Source organism: Streptomyces galbus, from assembly GCF_005280195.1.
Taxonomy (GTDB): Bacteria; Actinomycetota; Actinomycetes; order Streptomycetales; family Streptomycetaceae; genus Streptomyces; species Streptomyces galbus.
In genome coordinates this window covers 1-20,762 of record NZ_SZPR01000031.1, presented here as the reverse complement: position 1 = coordinate 20,762, position 20,762 = coordinate 1, and the positions used below count along the sequence as shown (strand labels likewise).

Annotated in this window: 18 protein-coding genes; 12 read left to right on the top strand and 6 right to left on the bottom strand. The window is 71.7% G+C overall.

Going from position 1 to position 20,762, the window contains the following annotated elements; all coding sequences use genetic code 11:
* On the bottom strand, positions 1-525 hold the full coding sequence (locus E4U92_RS30775) for a hypothetical protein (protein ID WP_137303725.1): 525 nt from the start codon (positions 523-525) through the stop codon (positions 1-3).
* A 589-nt stretch (positions 526-1,114) separates the two neighbouring features.
* Here E4U92_RS30775 and E4U92_RS30770 point away from each other — a divergent pair.
* On the top strand, positions 1,115-1,459 hold the full coding sequence (locus tag E4U92_RS30770) for a WXG100 family type VII secretion target (protein WP_137303724.1): 345 nt from the start codon (positions 1,115-1,117) through the stop codon (positions 1,457-1,459).
* Positions 1,460-1,531: 72 nt separating this feature from the next.
* Complete coding sequence (locus E4U92_RS30765) at positions 1,532-1,831, top strand: WXG100 family type VII secretion target (RefSeq protein ID WP_137303723.1); 300 nt, start codon at positions 1,532-1,534, stop codon at positions 1,829-1,831.
* Between the two features lie 158 nt (positions 1,832-1,989).
* Here the strand turns inward: E4U92_RS30765 and eccCa are convergent, their stop codons facing one another.
* Positions 1,990-6,024, bottom strand: coding sequence for a type VII secretion protein EccCa (gene eccCa, locus E4U92_RS30760; RefSeq protein WP_137303722.1), 4,035 nt, complete (start codon positions 6,022-6,024; stop codon positions 1,990-1,992).
* A 185-nt stretch (positions 6,025-6,209) separates the two neighbouring features.
* Between eccCa and eccD the strand changes: the two genes are divergently transcribed.
* Both eccD and E4U92_RS30750 read left to right on the top strand, forming a co-directional pair.
* Complete coding sequence (eccD, locus tag E4U92_RS30755) at positions 6,210-7,724, top strand: type VII secretion integral membrane protein EccD (RefSeq protein WP_137303721.1); 1,515 nt, start codon at positions 6,210-6,212, stop codon at positions 7,722-7,724.
* 216 nt (positions 7,725-7,940) lie between these two features.
* Positions 7,941-9,458 (top strand): outer membrane protein assembly factor BamB family protein, encoded by a 1,518-nt coding sequence (locus E4U92_RS30750; RefSeq protein ID WP_137303720.1) that lies wholly within the window; start codon positions 7,941-7,943, stop codon positions 9,456-9,458.
* Between the two features lie 96 nt (positions 9,459-9,554).
* Here E4U92_RS30750 and E4U92_RS30745 read toward each other — a convergent pair whose 3' ends face one another.
* Entirely contained in the window at positions 9,555-9,863 is a 309-nt protein-coding gene (locus E4U92_RS30745; protein ID WP_137303719.1) for a DUF397 domain-containing protein, read from the bottom strand.
* 317 nt (positions 9,864-10,180) lie between these two features.
* Between E4U92_RS30745 and rpsO the strand changes: the two genes are divergently transcribed.
* From rpsO to E4U92_RS30720, 5 genes are all read left to right on the top strand, one after another.
* Positions 10,181-10,471, top strand: a complete 291-nt coding sequence (gene rpsO, locus E4U92_RS30740) for a 30S ribosomal protein S15 (protein ID WP_067239252.1) — start codon at positions 10,181-10,183, stop codon at positions 10,469-10,471.
* A gap of 302 nt (positions 10,472-10,773) precedes the next feature.
* The gene (locus E4U92_RS30735; RefSeq protein WP_137303718.1) at positions 10,774-12,996 is read left to right on the top strand and encodes a polyribonucleotide nucleotidyltransferase; all 2,223 of its coding nucleotides are present in this window, start codon (positions 10,774-10,776) and stop codon (positions 12,994-12,996) included.
* The gene (locus E4U92_RS30730) at positions 12,993-14,372 is read left to right on the top strand and encodes a M16 family metallopeptidase (protein WP_137303717.1); all 1,380 of its coding nucleotides are present in this window, start codon (positions 12,993-12,995) and stop codon (positions 14,370-14,372) included. Before E4U92_RS30735 ends, E4U92_RS30730 begins: the two co-directional genes overlap by 4 nt.
* 26 nt (positions 14,373-14,398) lie before the next feature.
* A complete protein-coding gene (gene dapB, locus E4U92_RS30725) occupies positions 14,399-15,151 on the top strand; it encodes a 4-hydroxy-tetrahydrodipicolinate reductase (protein ID WP_137303716.1) in 753 nt (250 codons plus the stop codon).
* A gap of 8 nt (positions 15,152-15,159) precedes the next feature.
* Positions 15,160-15,612: a tetratricopeptide repeat protein gene (locus E4U92_RS30720; RefSeq protein ID WP_137303715.1), complete on the top strand. Its 453-nt coding sequence runs from the start codon at positions 15,160-15,162 to the stop codon at positions 15,610-15,612.
* Positions 15,613-15,718: 106 nt separating this feature from the next.
* Here the strand turns inward: E4U92_RS30720 and E4U92_RS30715 are convergent, their stop codons facing one another.
* Together E4U92_RS30715 and E4U92_RS30710 are read right to left on the bottom strand one after the other, a co-directional pair.
* The gene (locus tag E4U92_RS30715; protein ID WP_137303714.1) at positions 15,719-16,270 is read right to left on the bottom strand and encodes a YdbT family protein; all 552 of its coding nucleotides are present in this window, start codon (positions 16,268-16,270) and stop codon (positions 15,719-15,721) included.
* Positions 16,271-16,361: 91 nt separating this feature from the next.
* Positions 16,362-16,616 carry a hypothetical protein gene (locus E4U92_RS30710; RefSeq protein WP_137303713.1) on the bottom strand — a complete coding sequence of 85 codons (255 nt, stop codon included), beginning with the start codon at positions 16,614-16,616 and terminating at the stop codon, positions 16,362-16,364.
* Between the two features lie 198 nt (positions 16,617-16,814).
* Here E4U92_RS30710 and thyX point away from each other — a divergent pair, with 198 nt between their 5' ends.
* The 3 genes from thyX to E4U92_RS30695 all read left to right on the top strand — a co-directional run bounded on the left by thyX (position 16,815) and on the right by E4U92_RS30695 (position 20,497).
* Positions 16,815-17,543: an FAD-dependent thymidylate synthase gene (gene thyX / locus E4U92_RS30705; protein WP_137303712.1), complete on the top strand. Its 729-nt coding sequence runs from the start codon at positions 16,815-16,817 to the stop codon at positions 17,541-17,543.
* 212 nt (positions 17,544-17,755) lie between these two features.
* On the top strand, positions 17,756-18,655 hold the full coding sequence (gene dapA / locus E4U92_RS30700; protein ID WP_137303711.1) for a 4-hydroxy-tetrahydrodipicolinate synthase: 900 nt from the start codon (positions 17,756-17,758) through the stop codon (positions 18,653-18,655).
* Positions 18,656-18,811: 156 nt separating this feature from the next.
* Positions 18,812-20,497 carry a ribonuclease J gene (locus E4U92_RS30695; protein WP_137303710.1) on the top strand — a complete coding sequence of 562 codons (1,686 nt, stop codon included), beginning with the start codon at positions 18,812-18,814 and terminating at the stop codon, positions 20,495-20,497.
* A gap of 79 nt (positions 20,498-20,576) precedes the next feature.
* Here E4U92_RS30695 and E4U92_RS36360 read toward each other — a convergent pair.
* The coding region (locus E4U92_RS36360) for a hypothetical protein (RefSeq protein ID WP_206666490.1) at positions 20,577-20,762 on the bottom strand (186 nt) is incomplete at its 5' end.

Here is a 20,762-nt window from a genome sequence, read left to right as displayed (position 1 = left end):
CTACTCCTTCTTCTTGCTCTGCTCCCCGTACACCCCGTTCGGCCGGCCCGGCGCCCCGACCCGTTCGTCGAACCCGGCGTCCAGCAGGGCGATGCTGCTCGTGCGGCGGGCGATGTAACCGTCGTCCCCGTCGTGCAGCGCCTGGGTCACGTGCATGTGGTTCGCGATGTGCGCGCACGCGTCCATCAGGGACTTGAGCTGCTCCTCCCACCGCGTCGACACGTGCTGGAGACCCGCTCCGAGGGCGAAGCCCTGCTGCGTCAAGCCGGCGGCCGCGGAATCACTCGTGGGGACGGCCACCCGGGCCCGGTCCCACAGGTCGTTGTACAGGCCGTGCGCCGCCCTGCCGATCGCGGCGAGGTCCTTCTGGCTGGCCTTGAGGACGCCGTACGTGCCCGGCGCCCCGGAGGACCCCTGCGTACCGCCGCCCGCACCGGCATCGGCACCGTTCAGCCGCATGTGGGCCGGAGCCTGACGCTGCCGCAACGCCTCGGCCTTGAGCTGCTCCCACTCGTCCCATGCCATGGCCGGACACCTTCCCCGTTGTGAACCCGCGCCGCCCGCACCGGTCGGGCAGCGTTTCTCCGGGCGCGTCGCCGTTCCCGGGCCGCCCCTCGCGGCACAAGCTAGCAACTGCCGCTGACGGTACGAGCGGTGCGGGCGACAGGAACCGCTCCGACCACCGCATCATTCAAGCCAAGTGCGGGCCCGGTACCGGTCTCCAGGCGCCGGCGTTCCGCAACTCGCGCGGTGCATGTCCCAGTTGGGGACCGTGCCCGAGCTGGGTAGGGTGCCGGTGTGTGCTGGGACCGCCCCCCTGTGCGATCGCATACCGGTGCACGCCGGAAGGCCGGATGCGCTCCGCCGCCGGCACACGGGGGAACGGGGGAGGGAGCACCGTGCTTCCGGCTGACATCGGGTCGTACGTCGCCCGGCCTGTCACCGGCCTGTCACCGGCCTGCCATCGGGCCCACCGACCCGGCGCCGTAAGGCGACGCCGTGACCGCTGTTCACGTTCCCGCCCGCGCCCCGGCCGCCGTCCGGTGGCGCCGGGCCCACCACCACGCCGAACCACTCGACCATCGCCGCACCACAGGAGAAAGGCAGGCTCACCATGTCCACCCCGAGCCAGAAACTCGAAGACGCAGCGGTCATCAAGCTGCAGCAGGACATGTACACCAAGTACGAGAACATCCGCGCCCGCGTGCACGGCCTGCAGGGCATCATCGACAGCCTCGAAGGACAGTGGGACGGCATCGGCCGCGCCGCGTTCGACGCGAAGCAGTTCGAGATCAACCAGTCCCTGCGCAACATCGGCGGCATCCTCGGCGAGGTCATCGAGGCGATGACGACCGCGCGCACCATCAAGGACTCCAAGGAGGACGAGGTCCGCGCCGCGGTCAACAGGATCAGCCTCCAGGACGGCGCGCCCACCGTCTCCCCCTTCACGTCGATGTGAGCCCCGGCTGACACCCGCCACCCGCCCACCGCACGTCGTCGGGCACCCACGAGAGAGCAGAGGGACCAGCGCATGAGCCGGAACAACGACGGACTGAACGTCACCTACAACGCACTCGACTTCGCCGCGACCAAGATCGCCAACGAGGCGAAGCTCCTGGAGCAGGACCTGGAGGAGCTCAGGAAGATGGTCGAGAGCAGCAAGCAGTACTGGGCGGGCGAGGCCCAGGACGCCTTCGACCTGAAGCTGACCCGCTGGAAGAAGGAGGCCGACGACATCCACCAGGCGCTGACCGGCATCGGTCACGTCGTCGGCCAGTCGGGCGGTACGTACATGGAGGGCGACAAGAAGGCGGCCAGCTACCTCCAGTGAGCCCCACCGGCGGCCGCCTCCGGCCGCGGCGGCTCACCTGACGTCGAGCAGACGAGCAGGCGAGCAGGACCCCGGGTGGGCGTGCACGGGAGACGCCCACCCTTCCTGCTCCGCACACGGACCCACCGTCCGCCCTCAGCCGCCCCCGACACGCACCCTCACTCGCCGGGCCCGCCCACCTCGCCGGCCTCGCCGCTTTCACCCACCAGCCCCACCTGCACCATCGGCTTCCCCCGCCGCCGCGACACGAAGATGCCCCGGCCCGCCGGCATCGCCCGCGGCCGCACCCCGCCCAGCAGGTCCCCCTCGGCCGGGTCGCCCGCCAGGACCACGCCCTGGGCGCCGAGTTCCTTCATGCGCTGCATGAACGGCTCGTACGAGGCCCGCCCCGCGCCCGCCGTCGAGCGCGCGATGACGAACCGCACCCCCACGTCCCGCGCGAACGGCAGCAGTTCCGTGAGTCCGGCCAGGGGATTGCCGCTCGACGTGGAGACGAGGTCGTAGTCGTCGATGACGACGAACACCGTCGGCCCCCGCCACCAGCTCCGCTCGCGCAACTGCTGCGGTGTGACGTCCGCCGTCGGCGTGCGCCGCCGCATCAGGTCGGCGAGCGCGTCCATGTGGTGCTGCATCTGGTGCGACATGGGGATGTACTCCGCCAGGTGCGAGCGCGGGGTCACGCCCAGCAGCGAACGGCGGTTGTCCACGACGAACAGCTTGCAGTCGTCCCCGTCGTAGCGCTCGGCGAGGCGCCGTACGAGCAGCCTCAGCAGGTTCGACTTGCCGGACTCGCTCTCGCCGAGGACCAGGAAGAACGGGTCCTGGTCGAAGTCCACGAACACCGGCTCGAGGTTGTCCTCGTCCAGTGCGAAGGACACGCCCCGCTCCGGGAAGCGGTCGCCGGACGGCAGCCGGTCCGCGGGGAACGACCGCGGCAGCAGCCGTACGCCGGGAGCACCCGGCTGCTGCCAGTGCCGCCTCACCTCGGCCACCAGTGCCGACGTCGCGTCCGGCAGGCCGGTGTCCGAGGACAGGCCGTCGATGCGCGGGACGGCCGCCATGAAGTGCTGCCGCTGCGGCGTCTGCCCGCGCCCGGGGACCCCGGTCGGCACGTTGGCGGCGACCTTCCGGTCGAACTCGGAGTCCATCGCGTCGCCGAGCCGCAGCTCCAGCCGGTTCATCAGGTGGTCCTTGAGGTTGGCGCGGACCTCCATCGCGCGCGACGCCGTGAGGACCAGGTGGATGCCGAAACCGAGGCCCCGGGCCGCGATGTCCAGCACCGCCGGTTCCAGCGCCTCGTACTCCGTGCGGAACGCGCCCCAGCCGTCGATGACCAGGAAGACGTCGCCCCAGGGCTGGTCGGTCACCGAGATGTCGCCCCGCGCGCGGCGGGCGCGGAAGTCGGCCATCGAGGAGATCCCCGCCGAACGGAAGTACTCCTCGCGGCGGTTCATGATGCCGTAGACCTCGGCGGTCGTACGGCGCACGCGCTCCGGGTCCAGCCGGGAGGCGACCCCGCCGACGTGCGGCAGCCCGGCCACGGCCGACAGGCCGCCCCCGCCGAAGTCCAAGGCGTAGAACTGCACTTCGTGCGGGGTGTGGGTGAGGGCGACCGACGCCACGACCGTACGGACCAGCGTCGACTTCCCGGACTGCGGCCCGCCGAGGATCTGCATGTGGCCCGCCGACCCGCCGAAGTCGACCCACAGCGGGTCGCGCCGCTGCTCGTACGGCTTGTCGACGATGCCGACCGGCACCACGAACCGGCCCGCGCCCTCGTACCCCGGCGGGGTCAGGCCGCGGCCCGCGACCGGGGCGAGGCCGGGCAGCAGCGCGTCGAGCGGGGGCGGGCTGTCCAGCGGCGGCAGCCAGACCTGGTGGGCGGCCGGCCCCTGTGCCTCCAGGCGGCGCACGACGACGTCCAGGACGGTGTCGGCGAGCGCGTCCTCGTCGACGGCAACAACCCCGTCGGCTCCCGCCCCTTGACCCTCTGTCGTCCCTTCCGTCCCCCTCTGGTGCGGCAGTACCGCCCGCCCCACCGGCACCCGCGCCGCCGTGAACAGCACGGGCCTGCGGTCCGCCGGGAGCGGTCCGCCGGACGACGCGCGCGGCGCGCCCGTGCGGTACGCGCCGGAGACGTAGGCGGCCTTGAAGCGCACCAGTTCGTCGGTGCCGGACTTCAGCAGCCCGGACCCGGGGACGTTCGGCAGCTCGTAGGCGTCGGGGACGCCGAGCGCCGCGCGCGACTCCGCCGCCGAGAAGGTGCGCAGCCCGATCCGGTACGACAGGTGGGTCTCCAGGCCGCGCAGCCGGCCCTCCTCCAGCCGCTGCGAGGCGAGCAGCAGGTGCACGCCGAGCGAGCGGCCGATCCGGCCGATCTGCACGAACGTCTCGATGAAGTCCGGCTTGGCGGTGAGCAGTTCGCTGAACTCGTCGATGACCAGGACCAGGGACGGCATCGGCTGCAGCGGCGCGCCGGCCGCGCGGGCCTTCTCGTAGGCGTGGATGTTGGCGTAGTTGCCCGCTCCGTGGAGCATCTCCTGGCGGCGGTTCAGCTCGCCGCGGAGGGAGTCGCCCATGCGGTCGACCAGGGTCAGGTCGTCGGCGAGGTTGGTGATGACCGCGGCGACGTGCGGGAGGTGGGCCATGCCCGCGAACGTGGCGCCGCCCTTGAAGTCGGCCAGCACGAAGTTCAGCGTCTCGGAGGAGTGGGTGACCGCCAGGCCCAGAACGAGGGTGCGCAGCAGCTCCGACTTGCCGGAGCCGGTCGCGCCGACGCACAGGCCGTGCGGCCCCATGCCCTCGTGCGCCGCCTCCTTCAGGTCGAGCATCACGGGCCGGCCGTCCTCGCCGACGCCGATCGGCACGCGCAGCCGCTCCGCCTGCCCGCGGGGCCGCCAGGTGCGCCGGGGGTCGACGGAGGCCGCGTCGCCCAGGTCCAGCAGGTCGGTGAACTCCAGTTTCGCCAGCAGCGGTTCGTCGTCGTCCCGGCCCGACGCCATGCGCAGGGGCGCCAGTTGCCGGGCCAGCGCCTCGGCGGCCTCGTACGACAGGACGTCCGGTGTGCCCTCGTAGGCGGGCCCTTCGGCCGACTCCAGCAACAGGCTCGCCGGCCGTACGACGACAGAGAGATCACCGCGGCTGTGGGCGAGGTCGCCGGGCACGACCTCGATCAGGGTCACGCCCTGGAGGCCCTCGGGGCTCGCCAGCAGCGAGGTCGGCGGCAGGGACACGCCGTCCAGCACGATCACCACGTGCGGCTGTTCGGGCACGGGCGGCCCGGCGGGGTGGAAGCGCGGGCGCCCTTGCAGGCGGGCGCCGAGCAGGTCCTCCAGCTCCAGCGGGTCGGTGGTGATCAGCCGGACGCTGCCCGCGCCGTCCGCGAGACCGGGCGCCTGCGCGTGCGGCAGCCACTTGGCCCACTCCCACGCGGGCGCCGTCTCCGGCGCCGCCGCGACGGCGACGACCAGGTCCTCGGGGGAGTGCAGCGCGGTGAGGGAGGCGGTCACCGCACGCGTGCAGCCGCGCACCGTGGCCGGATCACCGCTGATCGTCAGGTGGAAGAAGGCCCGCAGCGACAGGGCGATCGGCAGGTCCTCCAGCAGGCCGTGGGTGGCGACGAAGCGCTCCACCGCGCCCGCGGTCAGCGGCTCCAGCTGGTCGGTGGGGGCGCTCTGCGGCGGCACCAGCGGGGTCGACAGGGGCTGGACCCCGAGACCGACGCGCACCTGCCCGAAGTCCTCGTCACCGGTGCGCCGCTCCCACACGCGGCTGCCCTCGGCGACCAGCGCCCACAGTTGCTCGGGCGAAGGGTGCAGATAGAACTGGGCGTCCCGCTGGGCCCGCGCGGTCTCCTGCGCGGCGCGCCGCACCTGCGACAGGTAGCGCAGGTAGTCCCGCCGCAGGTCCGCCAACTGCCCGATGTTCCCGCGGCGGTAGCGGACCAGCATCGAGACGCCCAGGGCGACGGTGGACGCCACCATCACCATGCCCATGATCTTCATGAAGGGCTGGGCCTGCGGGTTGAAGAAGAACACCACGGAGCCGCCCATGCCGAGCATGGGCAGCAACTGCAGGAGCGCGCCCTCCCGCTGACCGCGCGGCAGCTCCGGCGGGGGCTGGAGGACGACCTCCTCCGTGGGCACTTCCTTCGGCAGCGCCCGCGGCGGACGCTTGACGACGACGTGGCTCATTCGCACCGATTCCCTGGTCCGCCCGACCCGTTCGGCCCCCCGCCCCGTGTCCGGGGAACGTCGGTCGCGCAGCGCGATCCTACTGACCGTCACTGACATCGGCGGACGATAAGGTGCCGGGTGAAAACCTGTGAGCAGGTGCGAACCGGCCCCGGCCGCACGCACTGACGAGGGGGAGACGACAGGTGAGCACGACGGCCTCCGCGCCGGCCGGCGCGAGCGGCGCACCCGGCGGCGCGGCCCCGCTCCCGGCGGGCACGCGGTCCGGCTTCTGCCGGGTCACCATCGTCGCGCCCGACGGCCGCGTCGACGTGGCCCTGCCCGACGACGTCCCGGTCGCGGACCTCCACCCGGAGATCCTGCGGCTGTCCCGGCAGCGCCCCGCCGAGGGCGCCCCGGTCGGCTACCACCTCGTACGCCGCGACGGGACGGTCCTCGACAGCGCCCGGTCCTTCGCGGCGCAACGCATCCTGGACGGCGAACTGCTCACGCTGCGCCCGTTCGCGCAGTCGCTGCCCCCGGCCGTCTTCGACGACGTCGCCGAGGTGGTGGCCGCCGCCGTCACGCGCGACCGGACGCTGTGGAGCGGCGAGCACACGCGCGTGGCGGGCCTCGCCGCGGGCGGGGTGCTGCCCGTGCTGCTCGCGTTCGTCGTCTGGAACTCCCAGACCCGCCACGACATGCACGGACTGCAGGGCGTTCTCGCCGCCGTCGCCGGAGTCTTCCTGGTGGCCTTCGCCTGCGTCCGCGCCCGCGTGTACGACGACCGTGCCTCGGCCGTCGCCCTGGGGCTCGGGGCGCTGCCGAACGTCGCCGTCGCGGGCTCGGGCCTGCTGCCGCTGTCCGGCGGTCAGGGCGTCGGGCGCCTGCAGTTCCTGCTGGCCTGCACCTTCGTCCTGCTGGCCGCCCTGGTGCTCACGCTCGTGTCGCCCGGCGGGGACGGCCCCTTCGTGGCGTTCGTGCTCGCCTCGGCGGTCGCCCTGGTCGTCACCTTCGTGGCGGTCCTCGCCGACTTCGAGCCCGTCGAGACGGCCGCCCTGTGCGCGCCGCTGTCCGTCTGCGCGCTCGCGTTCCTGCCGGGCCTGTCCGTGCGGTTCGCCCGGCTGCCCGTCGGCTACGAACCGCCGACCCCGTCCGGCGGGTACGCGGACGACGAGCCGGCCGCGCAGCGACCGGTGGACGCCGAGCGCATCGCCGCACAGGCCCGCCGCGGCCACGAACTCCTCGTCGGCCTGGTCGGCGGCTGCGCGCTGCTCAGCGTGGGCGCCTCGCTCGTCCTGGGCTTCTCGGACGACCTCTGGGCGCAGGTGCTGGCCCTGGCGGCCGCGGTCGCCATGCTGATGCGGGCCCACCTGTTCCGCTACGCCGCGCAGGTCGCCGCCACCCTCGCCGCGGGCCTCGCCGGTCTCGTCGCCCTCGGCCTCGGGCTCGCGCTGAACCCGCCGCGGTCGTACTGGCGCGACGCCCTGCACGGGGACACCACCGCGCTCGACATCCGCAGCGTCTGGCTGGTGGCGGCGGTCGCCGCGGCGGCCGCGGTCGTCACCGCCGTCGGGCTCATCACCCCGCGCCGGGGCGTCACCCCCTTCTGGGGGCGCTTCTTCGAGATCGCCGAGGCGTTCGTCCTGCTGACCCTGGTCCCGCTGGCCCTCGCCGTGTTCGACGTGTACGCGGCGGCCAGGTCGATGGCCGGCACCTGACAACCGGCTGCGCGTCGGCCCTCCCTCCCGGGAGGTGCCCCGCGTGCGCGGGCCGCCCCGGCCCCCACCGCCTCACGCGCGCGGGGGCCGCCCGCCGGCCCAGGCCCCTGCCGGGCCCCCACGCCCCGCGCCCCACGCGCGCGGGGGTGCCCCTCCCAGCTTCCGTCGCCCGCGCGCGCGGCCCGACGGCACTGACGGACGAAAGGATTCTCCAGCGTGAGCTTCGGCCCACCGCCCTCCGTCTTCACCCAGTCCGCGGTCACCGCGCAGACCCAGCAGAAGAAGCGCCGGCGCCGCACCTGGCTGCTCGTCGCCCTCCTGGTCGCCCTCGTGGCCGGACTCGGCACGGGAGGCTGGCTCCTGTGGGGCCGCGACGGGAACTCCCCCTCCGGCAGGTCCGAGGCAGCGGCTCCCGGCCCCCTCGACGTCCGCCGGACGGTGGAGAAGCCGCCCGCCTCCACCACCGGCGCCATGGCCTTCCGGTTCTCCGTGGACGACATGAGCCCCGGCGAGCACTACGCGCTGCCCGGCATGTGGGCCACCGACACGATCCTCGCCAAGGGCATCAACCGGACCCTCGCCGGCTACCCGATCGGCACGGACGCCGCACCCGGCAAGAACCAGGAGAAGTGGACCGTCCGCCTCGACGGCCCCATCTGCGGCTACACCCCGCACGTCACCGTCGACCACCGCACCGCCGTCCTGTTCAAGGCCAGCGACCGCCCGGAGGCGTACTGCAACCACGTCGTGCTCGTCGACCTCGACGACGGCCGCGAGGTCTGGGAGCGCACCTTCCCCGTCTCCACGGCGGGCTCCTCCGTCAGCTCCCCGCAGCGCACCCCGGGCGTCACCCTCGCCCACGACACCGTCGCCGTCACCTGGGGCGGCGGCACCAGCGCCTTCGACCTGGCCGAGGGCCGCACCAAGTGGCGGACGACGGTCACCGGGTCGTGCCGGGACGACGGTGCCGCCGGAGGGGCCGGGCTGCTCGTCCGGCGCGCGTGCTGGAAGGAGGGCGCCCCCTCGACCGACGTCTGGGACGGGACGACGTACTCCGTGCGCAAGGTCGACCCCGCCACGGGCGCGACGGTGTGGACGTACTCCGCCGCGAAGGGCGTCCGTGACCTGGTCGTGCCCTCCGCCGAGCCGCCCGTCGTCGGCGTGTCCGCCGGCGACACCGGGCTGACGGAACTGATCTCCCTGGACGCCAAGGGCCGCAACCGCGCCACCGTGAGCCTGCAGAGCGGCACCTACGTGGGGGAGTGCGCGTCCTCCGACTACCTGGTCATCGACGACTGCCCGACCATCGCCGTCGGCGACGGCCAGGTCTTCCTGCGCAGCGAGGACCAGACCGACCAGGGCACGTCCAACTGGATCATCGGCTTCGACCTGGCCACCGGGAACACCACCCGCAAGTTCGACTCCGGCCCGAACGCGCTGCTGCGGCCGGTGCGGATGAGCGGGCACGAACTGCTCGCCCTGCGCACCAGCGAGGACGGCATCTCCCCGCACGCCCTGGTCGGCCTGGACCCCGCGACCGGCGGTGAGCGGCCCTACCTCTACTTCGGGCTGCCCGCCGAGGCCGCGCCCCTCACCTCGATCGACGACAGCGACGTCCTGGTCCAGGACGGCCGCGTCTTCTTCGGCGCCAAGACGGCGGACGGGCCCAGCGCGGCCCAGAAGAAGGCGTGGATCTACCTCGTGCTCGGCATCGGCAGCGCGGCGGAGAAGTAGGGCACCCGCCCCGCTCCGACCGGGCCGCACGCGTACGTGCCCGCAAGCGAAGGGGGCGCCCGGTGTCACCACCGCGCGCCCCCGCCGTACCCCTGCCTACGGGGCGTCCGCCTGCGCGGGCACCCCGCCCTCGCGCGCGTCCGGCTCCAGGTCGAACTCGCCGTCCCGGGCCCCCAGCACGAACGCCCGCCACTCCGCCTCGGTGTAGCGCAGCACCGTGTCCGGATCCAGCGAAGAGCGCATCGCCACCGCACCGGCGGGCAGGTACGCGATCTCCACCCGCTCCTCGTGGTCCTCGGTGCCCGGCGCGCAGTGCCACTCCACGTCCGAGATGTCGAGCGCGTACAGCTCGTCCCGCTCGCGTTCCTTGCGCGCCTTGCGTTCCTCGTCGGTCTCATCGGCCATGACGGCTCCGGTCCTTCCTCAGGGGCAACGAGCTGTACGACTACCCTACTTGGGGTATTCCTCCAGGTCAGAGGTTTCCCGCCGACCGCACTCGTTCGAGTGGTACGGCGACGCGCGGGCACCGACCCGGCCGGCCCGGCGGACGAGCCCGTCGTCGCGGGCTGCTACTCTGGCATTCGGCCGTTTGTGTACGCACCCCCGGAACGCACCGTTCTGGAGGTCGCGCCCAGCGGATCCCCGCCTTCCGAGTCACGGAAGCTCCCCCGAGACACAGACCGGGGGCACTCGGTGGCCACCACAGATCATGAGGAGTACGCGTGTCGCTCGACGCCGCCACGAAGAAGCAGATCATCTCCGAGTTCGGTACCAAGGAGGGCGACACCGGCTCCCCCGAGGTCCAGGTCGCCATGCTCTCCCGTCGGATCTCCGACCTGACGGAGCACCTCAAGACGCACAAGCACGACCACCACTCCCGCCGGGGTCTGCTGATCCTGGTCGGCCAGCGTCGTCGCCTGCTCCAGTACCTGGCGAAGAAGGACATCCAGCGCTTCCGTGCGCTGGTCGACCGCCTCGGCATCCGCCGCGGTGCGGCCGGCGGCGCCAAGTAGCACGCCGTGGAGGGAGCGGTTCCCGTACCGATTCGGGGACCGCTCCCTTTGCCGTACGTGCGGAAACATGCGGACTGTCACTCACGCTTTGTAATGTGGTGGCAGGAAGCACGACGTACGACACAGCATGACAAGAAGAGGAGAAGCGCACCTCGCCGCCGCCGGTCCTCGGTAGTGGCCCCCGGGCAACGACAGCCCCGGGTGCTTCGATCGAAGACCGGCCCGCACCAGACGGCGCGCTTCTCCACGACCGTCCCCCTGCCACACGGGCAGCCAGGGACGAGGACGAGGAGACATCACTAGTGGAGAACGAGACCCACTACGCCGAAGCCGTGATCGACAACGGCGCCTTCGGCACCCGCACCATCCGTTTCGAGACGGGCCGCCTGGCCAAGCAGGCCGCCGGCTCCGCCGTGGCGTACCTGGACGACGACACCATGGTGCTGTCGGCCACCACCGCCTCGAAGAACCCCAAGGACCAGCTCGACTTCTTCCCCCTGACGGTGGACGTCGAGGAGCGGATGTACGCCGCCGGCAAGATCCCCGGCAGCTTCTTCCGCCGCGAGGGCCGCCCCTCCGAGGACGCGATCCTCACCTGCCGCCTCATCGACCGCCCGCTGCGCCCGTCCTTCAAGAAGGGCCTGCGCAACGAGATCCAGGTCGTCTGCACGATCATGGCGCTCAACCCCGACCACCTGTACGACGTCGTCGCGATCAACGCCGCGTCCGCGTCCACGCAGCTGGCCGGACTGCCCTTCTCCGGCCCGATCGGCGGCGTCCGCGTCGCGCTGATCCGCGGCCAGTGGGTCGCGTTCCCGACGCACACCGAGCTCGAGGACGCCGTCTTCGACATGGTCGTCGCCGGTCGCGTCCTGGAGGACGGCGACGTCGCGATCATGATGGTCGAGGCCGAGGCCACCGAGAAGACCATCAAGCTGGTCGAGGGCGGCGCCGAGGCCCCCACCGAGGAAGTCGTGGCCGCCGGTCTGGACGCCGCGAAGCCCTTCATCAAGGTCCTGTGCAAGGCCCAGTCGGACCTCGCCGCCAAGGCCGCCAAGCCGGTCGGCGAGTTCCCGATCTTCCTGGACTACCAGGACGACATCCTCGAGGCGCTGAGCGCCGCCGTGCGCACCGAGCTGGCCCAGGCGCTCACCATCGCCGGCAAGCAGGAGCGCGAGGCCGAGCTGGACCGCGTCAAGGCGCTCGCCGCCGAGAAGCTCCTGCCGGAGTTCGAGGGCCGCGAGAAGGAGATCTCCGCCGCCTACCGCTCCCTGACCAAGCAGCTCGTCCGCGAGCGCGTGATCAAGGAGAAGAAGCGCATCGACGGCCGCGGTGTCACCGACATCCGCACGCTGGCCGCCGAGGTCGAGGCCATCCCGCGGGTCCACGGCTCCGCCCTGTTCGAGCGTGGCGAGACCCAGATCCTGGGCGTCACCACCCTCAACATGCTCCGCATGGAGCAGCAGCTGGACACGCTCTCCCCGGTGACCCGCAAGCGCTACATGCACAACTACAACTTCCCGCCGTACTCCACCGGTGAGACCGGCCGCGTCGGCTCCCCGAAGCGCCGCGAGATCGGCCACGGCGCCCTCGCCGAGCGCGCGCTCGTGCCGGTGCTGCCCGCGCGCGAGGAGTTCCCCTATGCGATCCGCCAGGTGTCCGAGGCCCTCGGCTCCAACGGCTCGACGTCCATGGGCTCGGTCTGCGCCTCCACCATGTCGCTGCTGAACGCCGGTGTGCCGCTCAAGGCCCCGGTCGCCGGTATCGCCATGGGCCTGATCTCCCAGGAGATCGAGGGCGAGACGCACTACGTCACCCTCACCGACATCCTCGGTGCGGAGGACGCCTTCGGCGACATGGACTTCAAGGTCGCCGGCACCAAGGAGTTCGTGACCGCCCTCCAGCTCGACACCAAGCTGGACGGCATCCCCGCCTCCGTCCTGGCCGCGGCCCTCAAGCAGGCCCGCGACGCCCGCCTCCACATCCTCGACGTGATGATGGAGGCCATCGACCGGCCCGACGAGATGTCCCCGAACGCCCCGCGGATCATCACCGTCAAGATCCCGGTCGACAAGATCGGTGAGGTCATCGGCCCCAAGGGCAAGATGATCAACCAGATCCAGGAGGACACCGGCGCCGAGATCACGATCGAGGACGACGGCACGATCTACATCGGTGCCGCCGACGGCCCCTCCGCCGAGGCCGCCCGCGCCACGATCAACGGCATCGCCAACCCGACGATGCCCGAGGTCGGCGAGCGCTACCTGGGCACGGTCGTGAAGACGACCACCTTCGGTGCCTTCGTCTCCCTGCTCCCCGGCAAGGACGGTCTGCTGCACATCTCGCAGATCCGCAAGCTCGCCGGCGGCAAGCGCGTGGAGAACGTCGAGGACGTCCTCGGCGTCGGCCAGAAGGTCCAGGTCGAGATCGCCGAGATCGACTCCCGCGGCAAGCTCTCCCTCATCCCCGTGATCGAGGGCGAGGAAGGCTCCGAGGACGACACGAAGGACGACACCGACAAGTGACGTCGAGCAGCTCCACGGCGACGGCCCGCACCTCCTCGGAGGCGCGGGCCGTCGCCCGTACCCAAACCCTCATCAAGGGGACCGACGGCACCGGCACGGTCCGCAGGACCACCCTCCCTGGCGGTCTGCGCATCGTCACCGAGACCCTGCCCTCGGTCCGCTCCGCGACCTTCGGCATCTGGGCGCACGTCGGGTCCCGCGACGAGACCCCCGCGCTGAACGGCGCCACGCACTACCTCGAGCACCTCCTGTTCAAGGGCACCCACAAGCGCAGCGCCCTGGACATCTCCGCCGCCCTCGACGCGGTCGGCGGCGAGATGAACGCCTTCACGGCGAAGGAGTACACGTGCTACTACGCGCGCGTGCTCGACGCCGACCTGCCGCTCGCCATAGACGTCGTCTGCGACATGCTCACGGGCTCGCTGATCCTCCAGGAGGACGTCGACGTCGAGCGGGGCGCCATCCTCGAGGAGATCGCGATGACCGAGGACGACCCGGGCGACTGCGTGCACGACCTGTTCGCGCACACGATGTTCGGCGACAACCCCCTCGGCCGCCCCGTCCTCGGCACGGTCGACACGGTCAACGCCCTCACCGCGGACCGCATCCGCCGCTTCTACAAGAAGCACTACGACCCCACCCACCTGGTGGTCGCCTGCGCCGGCAACGTCGACCACCACAAGGTCGTCCGCCAGGTCCGCGCCGCCTTCGAGAAGTCCGGCGCGCTGCGCGACCCGGACGCCGTGCCCGTCGCCCCGCGCGGCGGCAGCCGCACCCTGCGCACCGCCGGCCGCGTCGAGCTGCTCGGCCGCAAGACCGAGCAGGCGCACGTCGTCCTCGGCATGCCCGGCCTGTCCCGCACGGACGACCGCCGCTGGGCCCTGGGCGTCCTCAACACCGCTCTGGGCGGCGGGATGTCCTCACGGCTGTTCCAGGAGGTCCGCGAGAAGCGCGGCCTGGCCTACAGCGTGTACTCGTACACCTCGGGGTTCGCCGACTGCGGCCTGTTCGGCGTGTACGCCGGCTGCCGGCCCAGCCAGGTCCACGACGTGCTGAAGATCTGCCGCGACGAACTCGACCAGGTCGCCCAGCACGGCCTGTCCGACGACGAGATCGACCGCGCCATCGGCCAGCTCAAGGGCTCCACGGTCCTCGGCCTGGAGGACACCGGTGCGCTGATGAACCGCATCGGCAAGAGCGAGCTGTGCTGGGGCGAGCAGATGTCCGTCGACGACATGCTGTCCCGGATAGCGGCCGTGACCCCGGACGACGTCCGCGAGGTGGCCCGCGAGGTCCTGGGCCGGCGCCCGTCGCTGTCGGTCATCGGCCCCCTGAAGGACAAGCAGGCCGCGCGCCTGCACGACGCGGTCGCCTGACCCACCTGGCAAAGGAAGCAACAGACATGAGCAAGCTGCGCGTGGCGGTCCTCGGCGCCAAGGGCCGGATCGGTTCCGAGGCGGTCCGGGCCGTCGAGGCCGCCGAGGACATGGAGCTGGTGGCCGCCCTCGGCCGGGGCGACTCCCTCGAGGCGCTCACCGGCGCCGGCGCCCAGGTGGCCGTGGAACTGACCACGCCCGCCTCGGTCATGGACAACCTCGAGTTCTGCGTCGGGCACGGCATCCACGCCGTCGTCGGCACCACCGGCTGGAACGACGAGCGCCTGACCCGCCTCCAGGAGTGGCTGGCCGGCTCCCCGCAGACCGGGGTGCTCATCGCGCCGAACTTCTCCATCGGCGCCGTGCTCACCATGAAGTTCGCGCAGATCGCCGCGCCGTACTTCGAGTCGGTGGAGGTCGTCGAGCTGCACCACCCGAACAAGGTGGACGCCCCCTCGGGCACCGCCACGCGCACCGCCCAGCTCATCGCCGAGGCCCGCGCCAAGGCCGGCACCGCCCCCGCGCCGGACGCGACCACCACCGCCCTGGACGGCGCCCGCGGTGCGGACGTCGACGGGGTGCCGGTGCACGCGGTCCGGCTGCGGGGCCTGCTGGCCCACCAGGAGGTCCTGCTCGGCGGCGAGGGCGAGACCCTCACCGTCCGGCACGACTCCCTGCACCACAGCAGCTTCATGCCGGGCATCCTGCTGGGCGCCCGCCGGGTCGTGACGACGCCCGGCCTGACCTTCGGCCTGGAACACTTCCTGGACCTGGGCTGACCCGAACCATGCGAGCCAAGCTGTCCTACCTCGTCACGGCCGCCGTCCTGGTCTTCTACTTCGTCCTGGTCGGCAGCCGAGGCGTCCTGCTCATCCAGTCCGGCACGGTCGTCACCGTCACCTTCGGCGTGGCGGTGCTGGTCCTGCCGGTCATCGGCCTGTGGTTCCTGTGGAAGAACACCCAGTTCGTCCGCCGGGCCAACGCCCTGGCCGCCGAACTCGACGCCGAGGGCGGCCTGCCCGTCGACGAGCTGCGGCGCACCCCCAGCGGCCGCATCGACCGGGAGTCGGCGGACGAGGTCTTCGCCCGGCGCAAGGCCGAGACGGAGGCCGCGCCCGACGACTGGCGCACCTGGTTCCGCCTCGCCGTCGCCTACCACGACGCCCGCGACACCCCGCGCGCCCGCAAGGCGATGCAGCGCGCCATAGCCCTGCACGACGGCAAGCCCGTCCAGACGTGAGGCGTCAGTTCCTGGGGGCACGTCGTCGACCAGGCCGACCGAGCACAGCGAAGGGGCCGACCCGCACCCGGCGGGTCGGCCCCTTCGCGCGTGCGTCCGCGCGGCGTCAGCCCGCGTTCTCCGCGGCCCACGCCTCGACCGTGTCGGCCGCCCGGTCGAAGGCCTCGTGGCGCGCCAGGAAGTCCGCGTCGTGCGTGGTCAGCAGGGGTACGGCGTCCTCCGCGCCGCGGCCGGTCCTGACGAGGACGAGCGCCTGCCCCTGCACGGTCCTCGGCAGCCCCAGCCAGCGCACCGGCTGCTGCACCGTCCGCACCGCGCCGACCCGGTTCCACGGCACCGTCCGCGTGACGAGGAAGGCGACCTGCCGCAGCCCGTGCGAGCTGACCCACACGCCCATCCGCAGCATCCGCAGCGCCCCGGCGATGACGAGCAGCGACAGCCCGAAGACCGTCGCGGCCTCGGTCAGGGAGCCGGTGAGCGCGATGAGGACCGCCGCGAACAGCACGAACGAGGCCAGCAGCAGCAGGACCGCCGCCACGCCGACCCGCCAGGGGCCGGGCCGGTAGGGGCGCCGCCAGCGCTCGTGGTCGTCGTGGGGCAGTGCGACGTCGTCCGCGGCCTCGAAGGCGTGATCGGCCGTCAGGAAGGGCAGGGGCACGGGTGGTCCTCACTCGATCCATGCTGGAGCTGTGACCGGTGAGGCTATCCGTCCGGGTCGCCGCTCACCACCTTCGAAGCCCGGGAAGGGGTCAGTGTCCCTGGGACGAGTGGGACGGCTGGGACGCCTGCGACTGCTGCACCGGCACCGAGTGGTCGAGCGACAGCGCCGGCATCCCCACGATCAGCGCGCCGACGAGTGCGGCCACGATGGTGAGCCCCAGCAGCCAGCGCCCGGCCGTCTCACCGGCGGACGCGCGCTGCCGCGGGGGCGGGGTGACATTGCTGCGGAACCGCTCCGCCTCGGCCAGGAAGGCGAAGGGCACGGGCTCACGCCGACGGAACATCGGGGTGCAGCTCCTCTCGTGTCAGGGTTCGTGATCGAACTAGCGGACCTCACCGATTCAGACGCACGAGTGGCACAAAAGGTGCCCATGTCCGAAGAAATCTCTGCCGCATCTCGGCGGCCGAGGGTGCCGGGGGCCCGCCGGGCGCCCCGTAAGGTGGTGGCCGACCACAGCAGTGATGGAAGGACCGCCACCCCCGTGACCAGCCCCGAGTCGCTCACGTTCCGCAGTGACGTCACCGTCGAGCTGGTGAAGTCCAGCGCTTCCGATGCCGACGTGCTCTTCGCCGCCCGCGTCTCCACCGCCGGCGAGCAGTCCCTGGCGGAACTGAGCAAGGACCCCGAGCGCTCCAAGGGTCTGATCAACTACCTGATGCGCGACCGCCACGGCAGCCCGTTCGAGCACAACTCGATGACCTTCTTCATCAGCGCCCCGATCTTCGTCTTCCGCGAGTTCATGCGGCACCGCGTCGGCTGGTCGTACAACGAGGAGTCCGGCCGCTACCGCGAGCTCCAGCCGGTCTTCTACGTCCCGGACACCTCCCGCAAGCTGGTCCAGCAGGGCCGCCCCGGCAAGTACGAGTTCGTCGAGGGCACCGCGGCGCAGCACGCCGCGGTCAGCGACACCCTGCGGGAGTCGTACGAGCAGGCGTACACCGCCTACCAGAAGATGCTCGCCGAGGGCGTCGCGCGCGAGGTCGCCCGCGCCGCCCTCCCGGTCGGCCTGTACTCCTCGATGTACGCCACCTGCAACGCCCGCTCGCTGATGCACTTCCTCGGTCTGCGCACCCAGCACGAGCTGGCGAAGGTGCCGTCGTTCCCGCAGCGGGAGATCGAGATGGTCGGCGAGAGGATGGAGGCGGAGTGGGCCCGGCTCATGCCGCTCACCCACGCCGCGTACAACGCCAACGGACGCGTGGCCCCGTAACGCGGCACCGCGCGCCCGCGCGGTACACATGTACGGTTCCACCGCCCGAGGTGTCCGTATTGCGGCATTTCGAGAAGTTCATCTAGCCTGATCGAACGGACCCGGCACTGCTTGAACCCCCGAGCAGGCAGTGCCGGGCTCCACCTTTGTCCGGACTTGTCGCGACCCCCCGAGGGCAGACCCCGTGATGAGCAACGAGTAGCGTGTAACCCATGGCTCCGACCTCCACTCCGCAGACCCCCTTCGGGCGGGTCCTCACCGCCATGGTCACGCCGTTCACGGCGGACGGCGCACTCGACCTCGACGGCGCACAGCGGCTCGCCACCCACCTGGTGGACGCAGGCAACGACGGCCTGATCGTCAACGGCACCACCGGCGAGTCCCCGACCACCAGCGACGCGGAGAAAGCGGACCTCGTACGAGCCGTACTGGAGGCGGTCGGCGACCGGGCCCACGTGGTCGCCGGAGTCGGCACCAACGACACCCACCACAGCGTCGAGCTGGCCCGCACGGCCGAGCGCACCGGCGCACACGGCCTGCTGGTCGTCACGCCGTACTACAACAAGCCCCCGCAGGAGGGCCTGTACCGGCACTTCACGACGGTCGCCGACGCCACCGGGCTGCCGGTCATGCTCTACGACATCCCCGGCCGCAGCGGCGTCCCGATCAGCACCGAGACGCTGGTCCGCCTCGCGGAGCACCCGAGGATCGTCGCCAACAAGGACGCCAAGGGCGACCTCGGCCGGGCGAGCTGGGCCATCGCGCGCTCCGGCCTCGCCTGGTACTCCGGCGACGACATGCTGAACCTGCCGCTGCTCTCCGTGGGCGCGGTCGGCTTCGTCTCGGTCGTCGGCCACGTCGTCACCCCCGACCTGCGCGCCCTCGTCGACGCCTTCGTCTCCGGGGACGTCCAGAAGGCCGCCGAGATCCACCAGAAGCTGCTGCCCGTCTACACGGGCATGTTCCGCACCCAGGGCGTCATGACCACCAAGGCCGCGCTCGCCCTCCAGGGCCTGCCGGCCGGCCCCCTGCGCCTGCCCATGATCGAGTGCACCGCCGAAGAGATCGAGCAGCTCAAGATCGATCTTGCCGCGGGCGGGGTACAGCTCTGAACACCAGACTTCGCGCGCCGAACCGCGCACACAGACTCCACAACTGAATACGCAGGCCACCGGTGCCTGCACCAGACAACGACAACTGCTACTGCACGAACGTCACGCGCGCCACGTGCCCGACCGGTACGTGGCGTGCGTGGTGAGGAGAGTCTTTTGAGTCATCCGCACCCTGAACTCGGCCCGCCCCCGCCGCTCCCCGCTGGAGGCCTGCGGGTCACCCCGCTCGGCGGCCTCGGCGAGATCGGCCGCAACATGACGGTCTTCGAGTACAACGGCCGCCTGCTGATCGTCGACTGCGGCGTGCTCTTCCCCGAGGAGGAGCAGCCCGGGATCGACCTGATCCTGCCGGACTTCAGTTCCGTCCGGGACCGCCTCGACGACATCGAGGGCATCGTCCTCACGCACGGCCACGAAGACCACATCGGCGGCGTCCCCTACCTCCTGCGCGAGAAGCCGGACATCCCGCTGATCGGCTCCAAGCTGACCCTCGCCCTGATCGAGGCCAAGCTCCAGGAGCACCGCATCCGCCCGTACACCCTCGAGGTGGTGGAGGGGGACCGTGAGCGCCTCGGTCCCTTCGACTGCGAGTTCGTCGCGGTCAACCACTCCATCCCGGACGCGCTGGCCGTCGCCATCCGCACCCCCGCGGGCATGGTCGTCCACACCGGCGACTTCAAGATGGACCAGTTGCCGCTGGACAACCGCCTCACGGACCTGCACGCGTTCGCGCGGCTGAGCGAGGAGGGCATCGACCTCCTCCTCGCCGACTCGACGAATGCGGAGGTGCCCGGCTTCGTCCCGCCCGAGCGCGACATCTCCAACGTCCTGCGCCAGGTCTTCGCGAGCGCCCGCAAGCGGATCATCGTGGCCAGCTTCGCCAGCCACGTCCACCGCATCCAGCAGATCCTGGACGCCGCCCACGAGTACGGACGCCGGGTCGCCTTCGTCGGCCGCTCGATGGTCCGCAACATGGGCATCGCCCGCGACCTCGGCTACCTGAAGGTCCCGCCGGGCCTGGTCGTCGACGTCAAGACGCTGGACGACCTGCCCGACGACGAGGTCGTGCTGGTCTGCACGGGCTCCCAGGGCGAACCGATGGCCGCGCTCTCCCGCATGGCCAACCGGGACCACCAGATCCGCATCGTCTCGGGCGACACGGTGATCCTGGCCTCGTCCCTGATCCCCGGCAACGAGAACGCGGTCTACCGCGTGATCAACGGGCTGACCCGGTGGGGCGCCAACGTCGTCCACAAGGGCAACGCCAAGGTCCACGTCTCGGGCCACGCCTCCGCGGGCGAGCTGCTGTACTTCTACAACATCTGCCGCCCGAAGAACCTGATGCCGGTCCACGGCGAATGGCGGCACCTGCGCGCCAACGCCGAGCTGGGCGCCCTCACCGGCGTCCCGCACGACCGCATCGTGATCGCCGAGGACGGCGTGGTCGTCGACCTCGTCGGGGGCAAGGCGAAGATCTCCGGCAAGGTGCAGGCGGGCTACGTCTACGTCGACGGCCTCTCGGTCGGCGGCGTCGGCGAGCCGGCGCTGAAGGACCGCAAGATCCTCGGCGACGAGGGCATCATCTCGGTCTTCGTGGTGATGGACTCCTCCACCGGCAAGATCACCGGGAGCCCGCACGTGCAGGCCCGCGGCTCGGGCATCGACGACTCGGCCTTCACCGACGTCATCCCGAGGATCACCGAAGTCCTGGAGCGCTCCGCCCAGGACGGCGTGGTCGAGCCCCACCAGCTGCAGCAACTGGTCCGCCGGACGCTGGGCAAGTGGGTCTCCGACACCTACCGCCGCCGGCCGATGATCCTGCCGGTCGTGGTGGAGGTCTGACGTCTCGTCGGGCCGTCCGACCGTACGAACCCGGAGCGGGGCCCCTCGATTTGCATCGGGGCGCCCCGCTCCAGTACGTTTACGGCTCCGCCTCCGAGGGAACCCGGTCAGCTTCGAGCACCGGGACGTCCCGGGAGGGGCGGAAATCCGGCTCAGAACTTCTGATAAAGTCGGAGACGCCGGAAAGGAAACCGCGAAACAAAAGCGGTCGACTGGAAAGCACCGAGGAAATCGGATCGGAAAGATCTGATAGAGTCGGAAACGC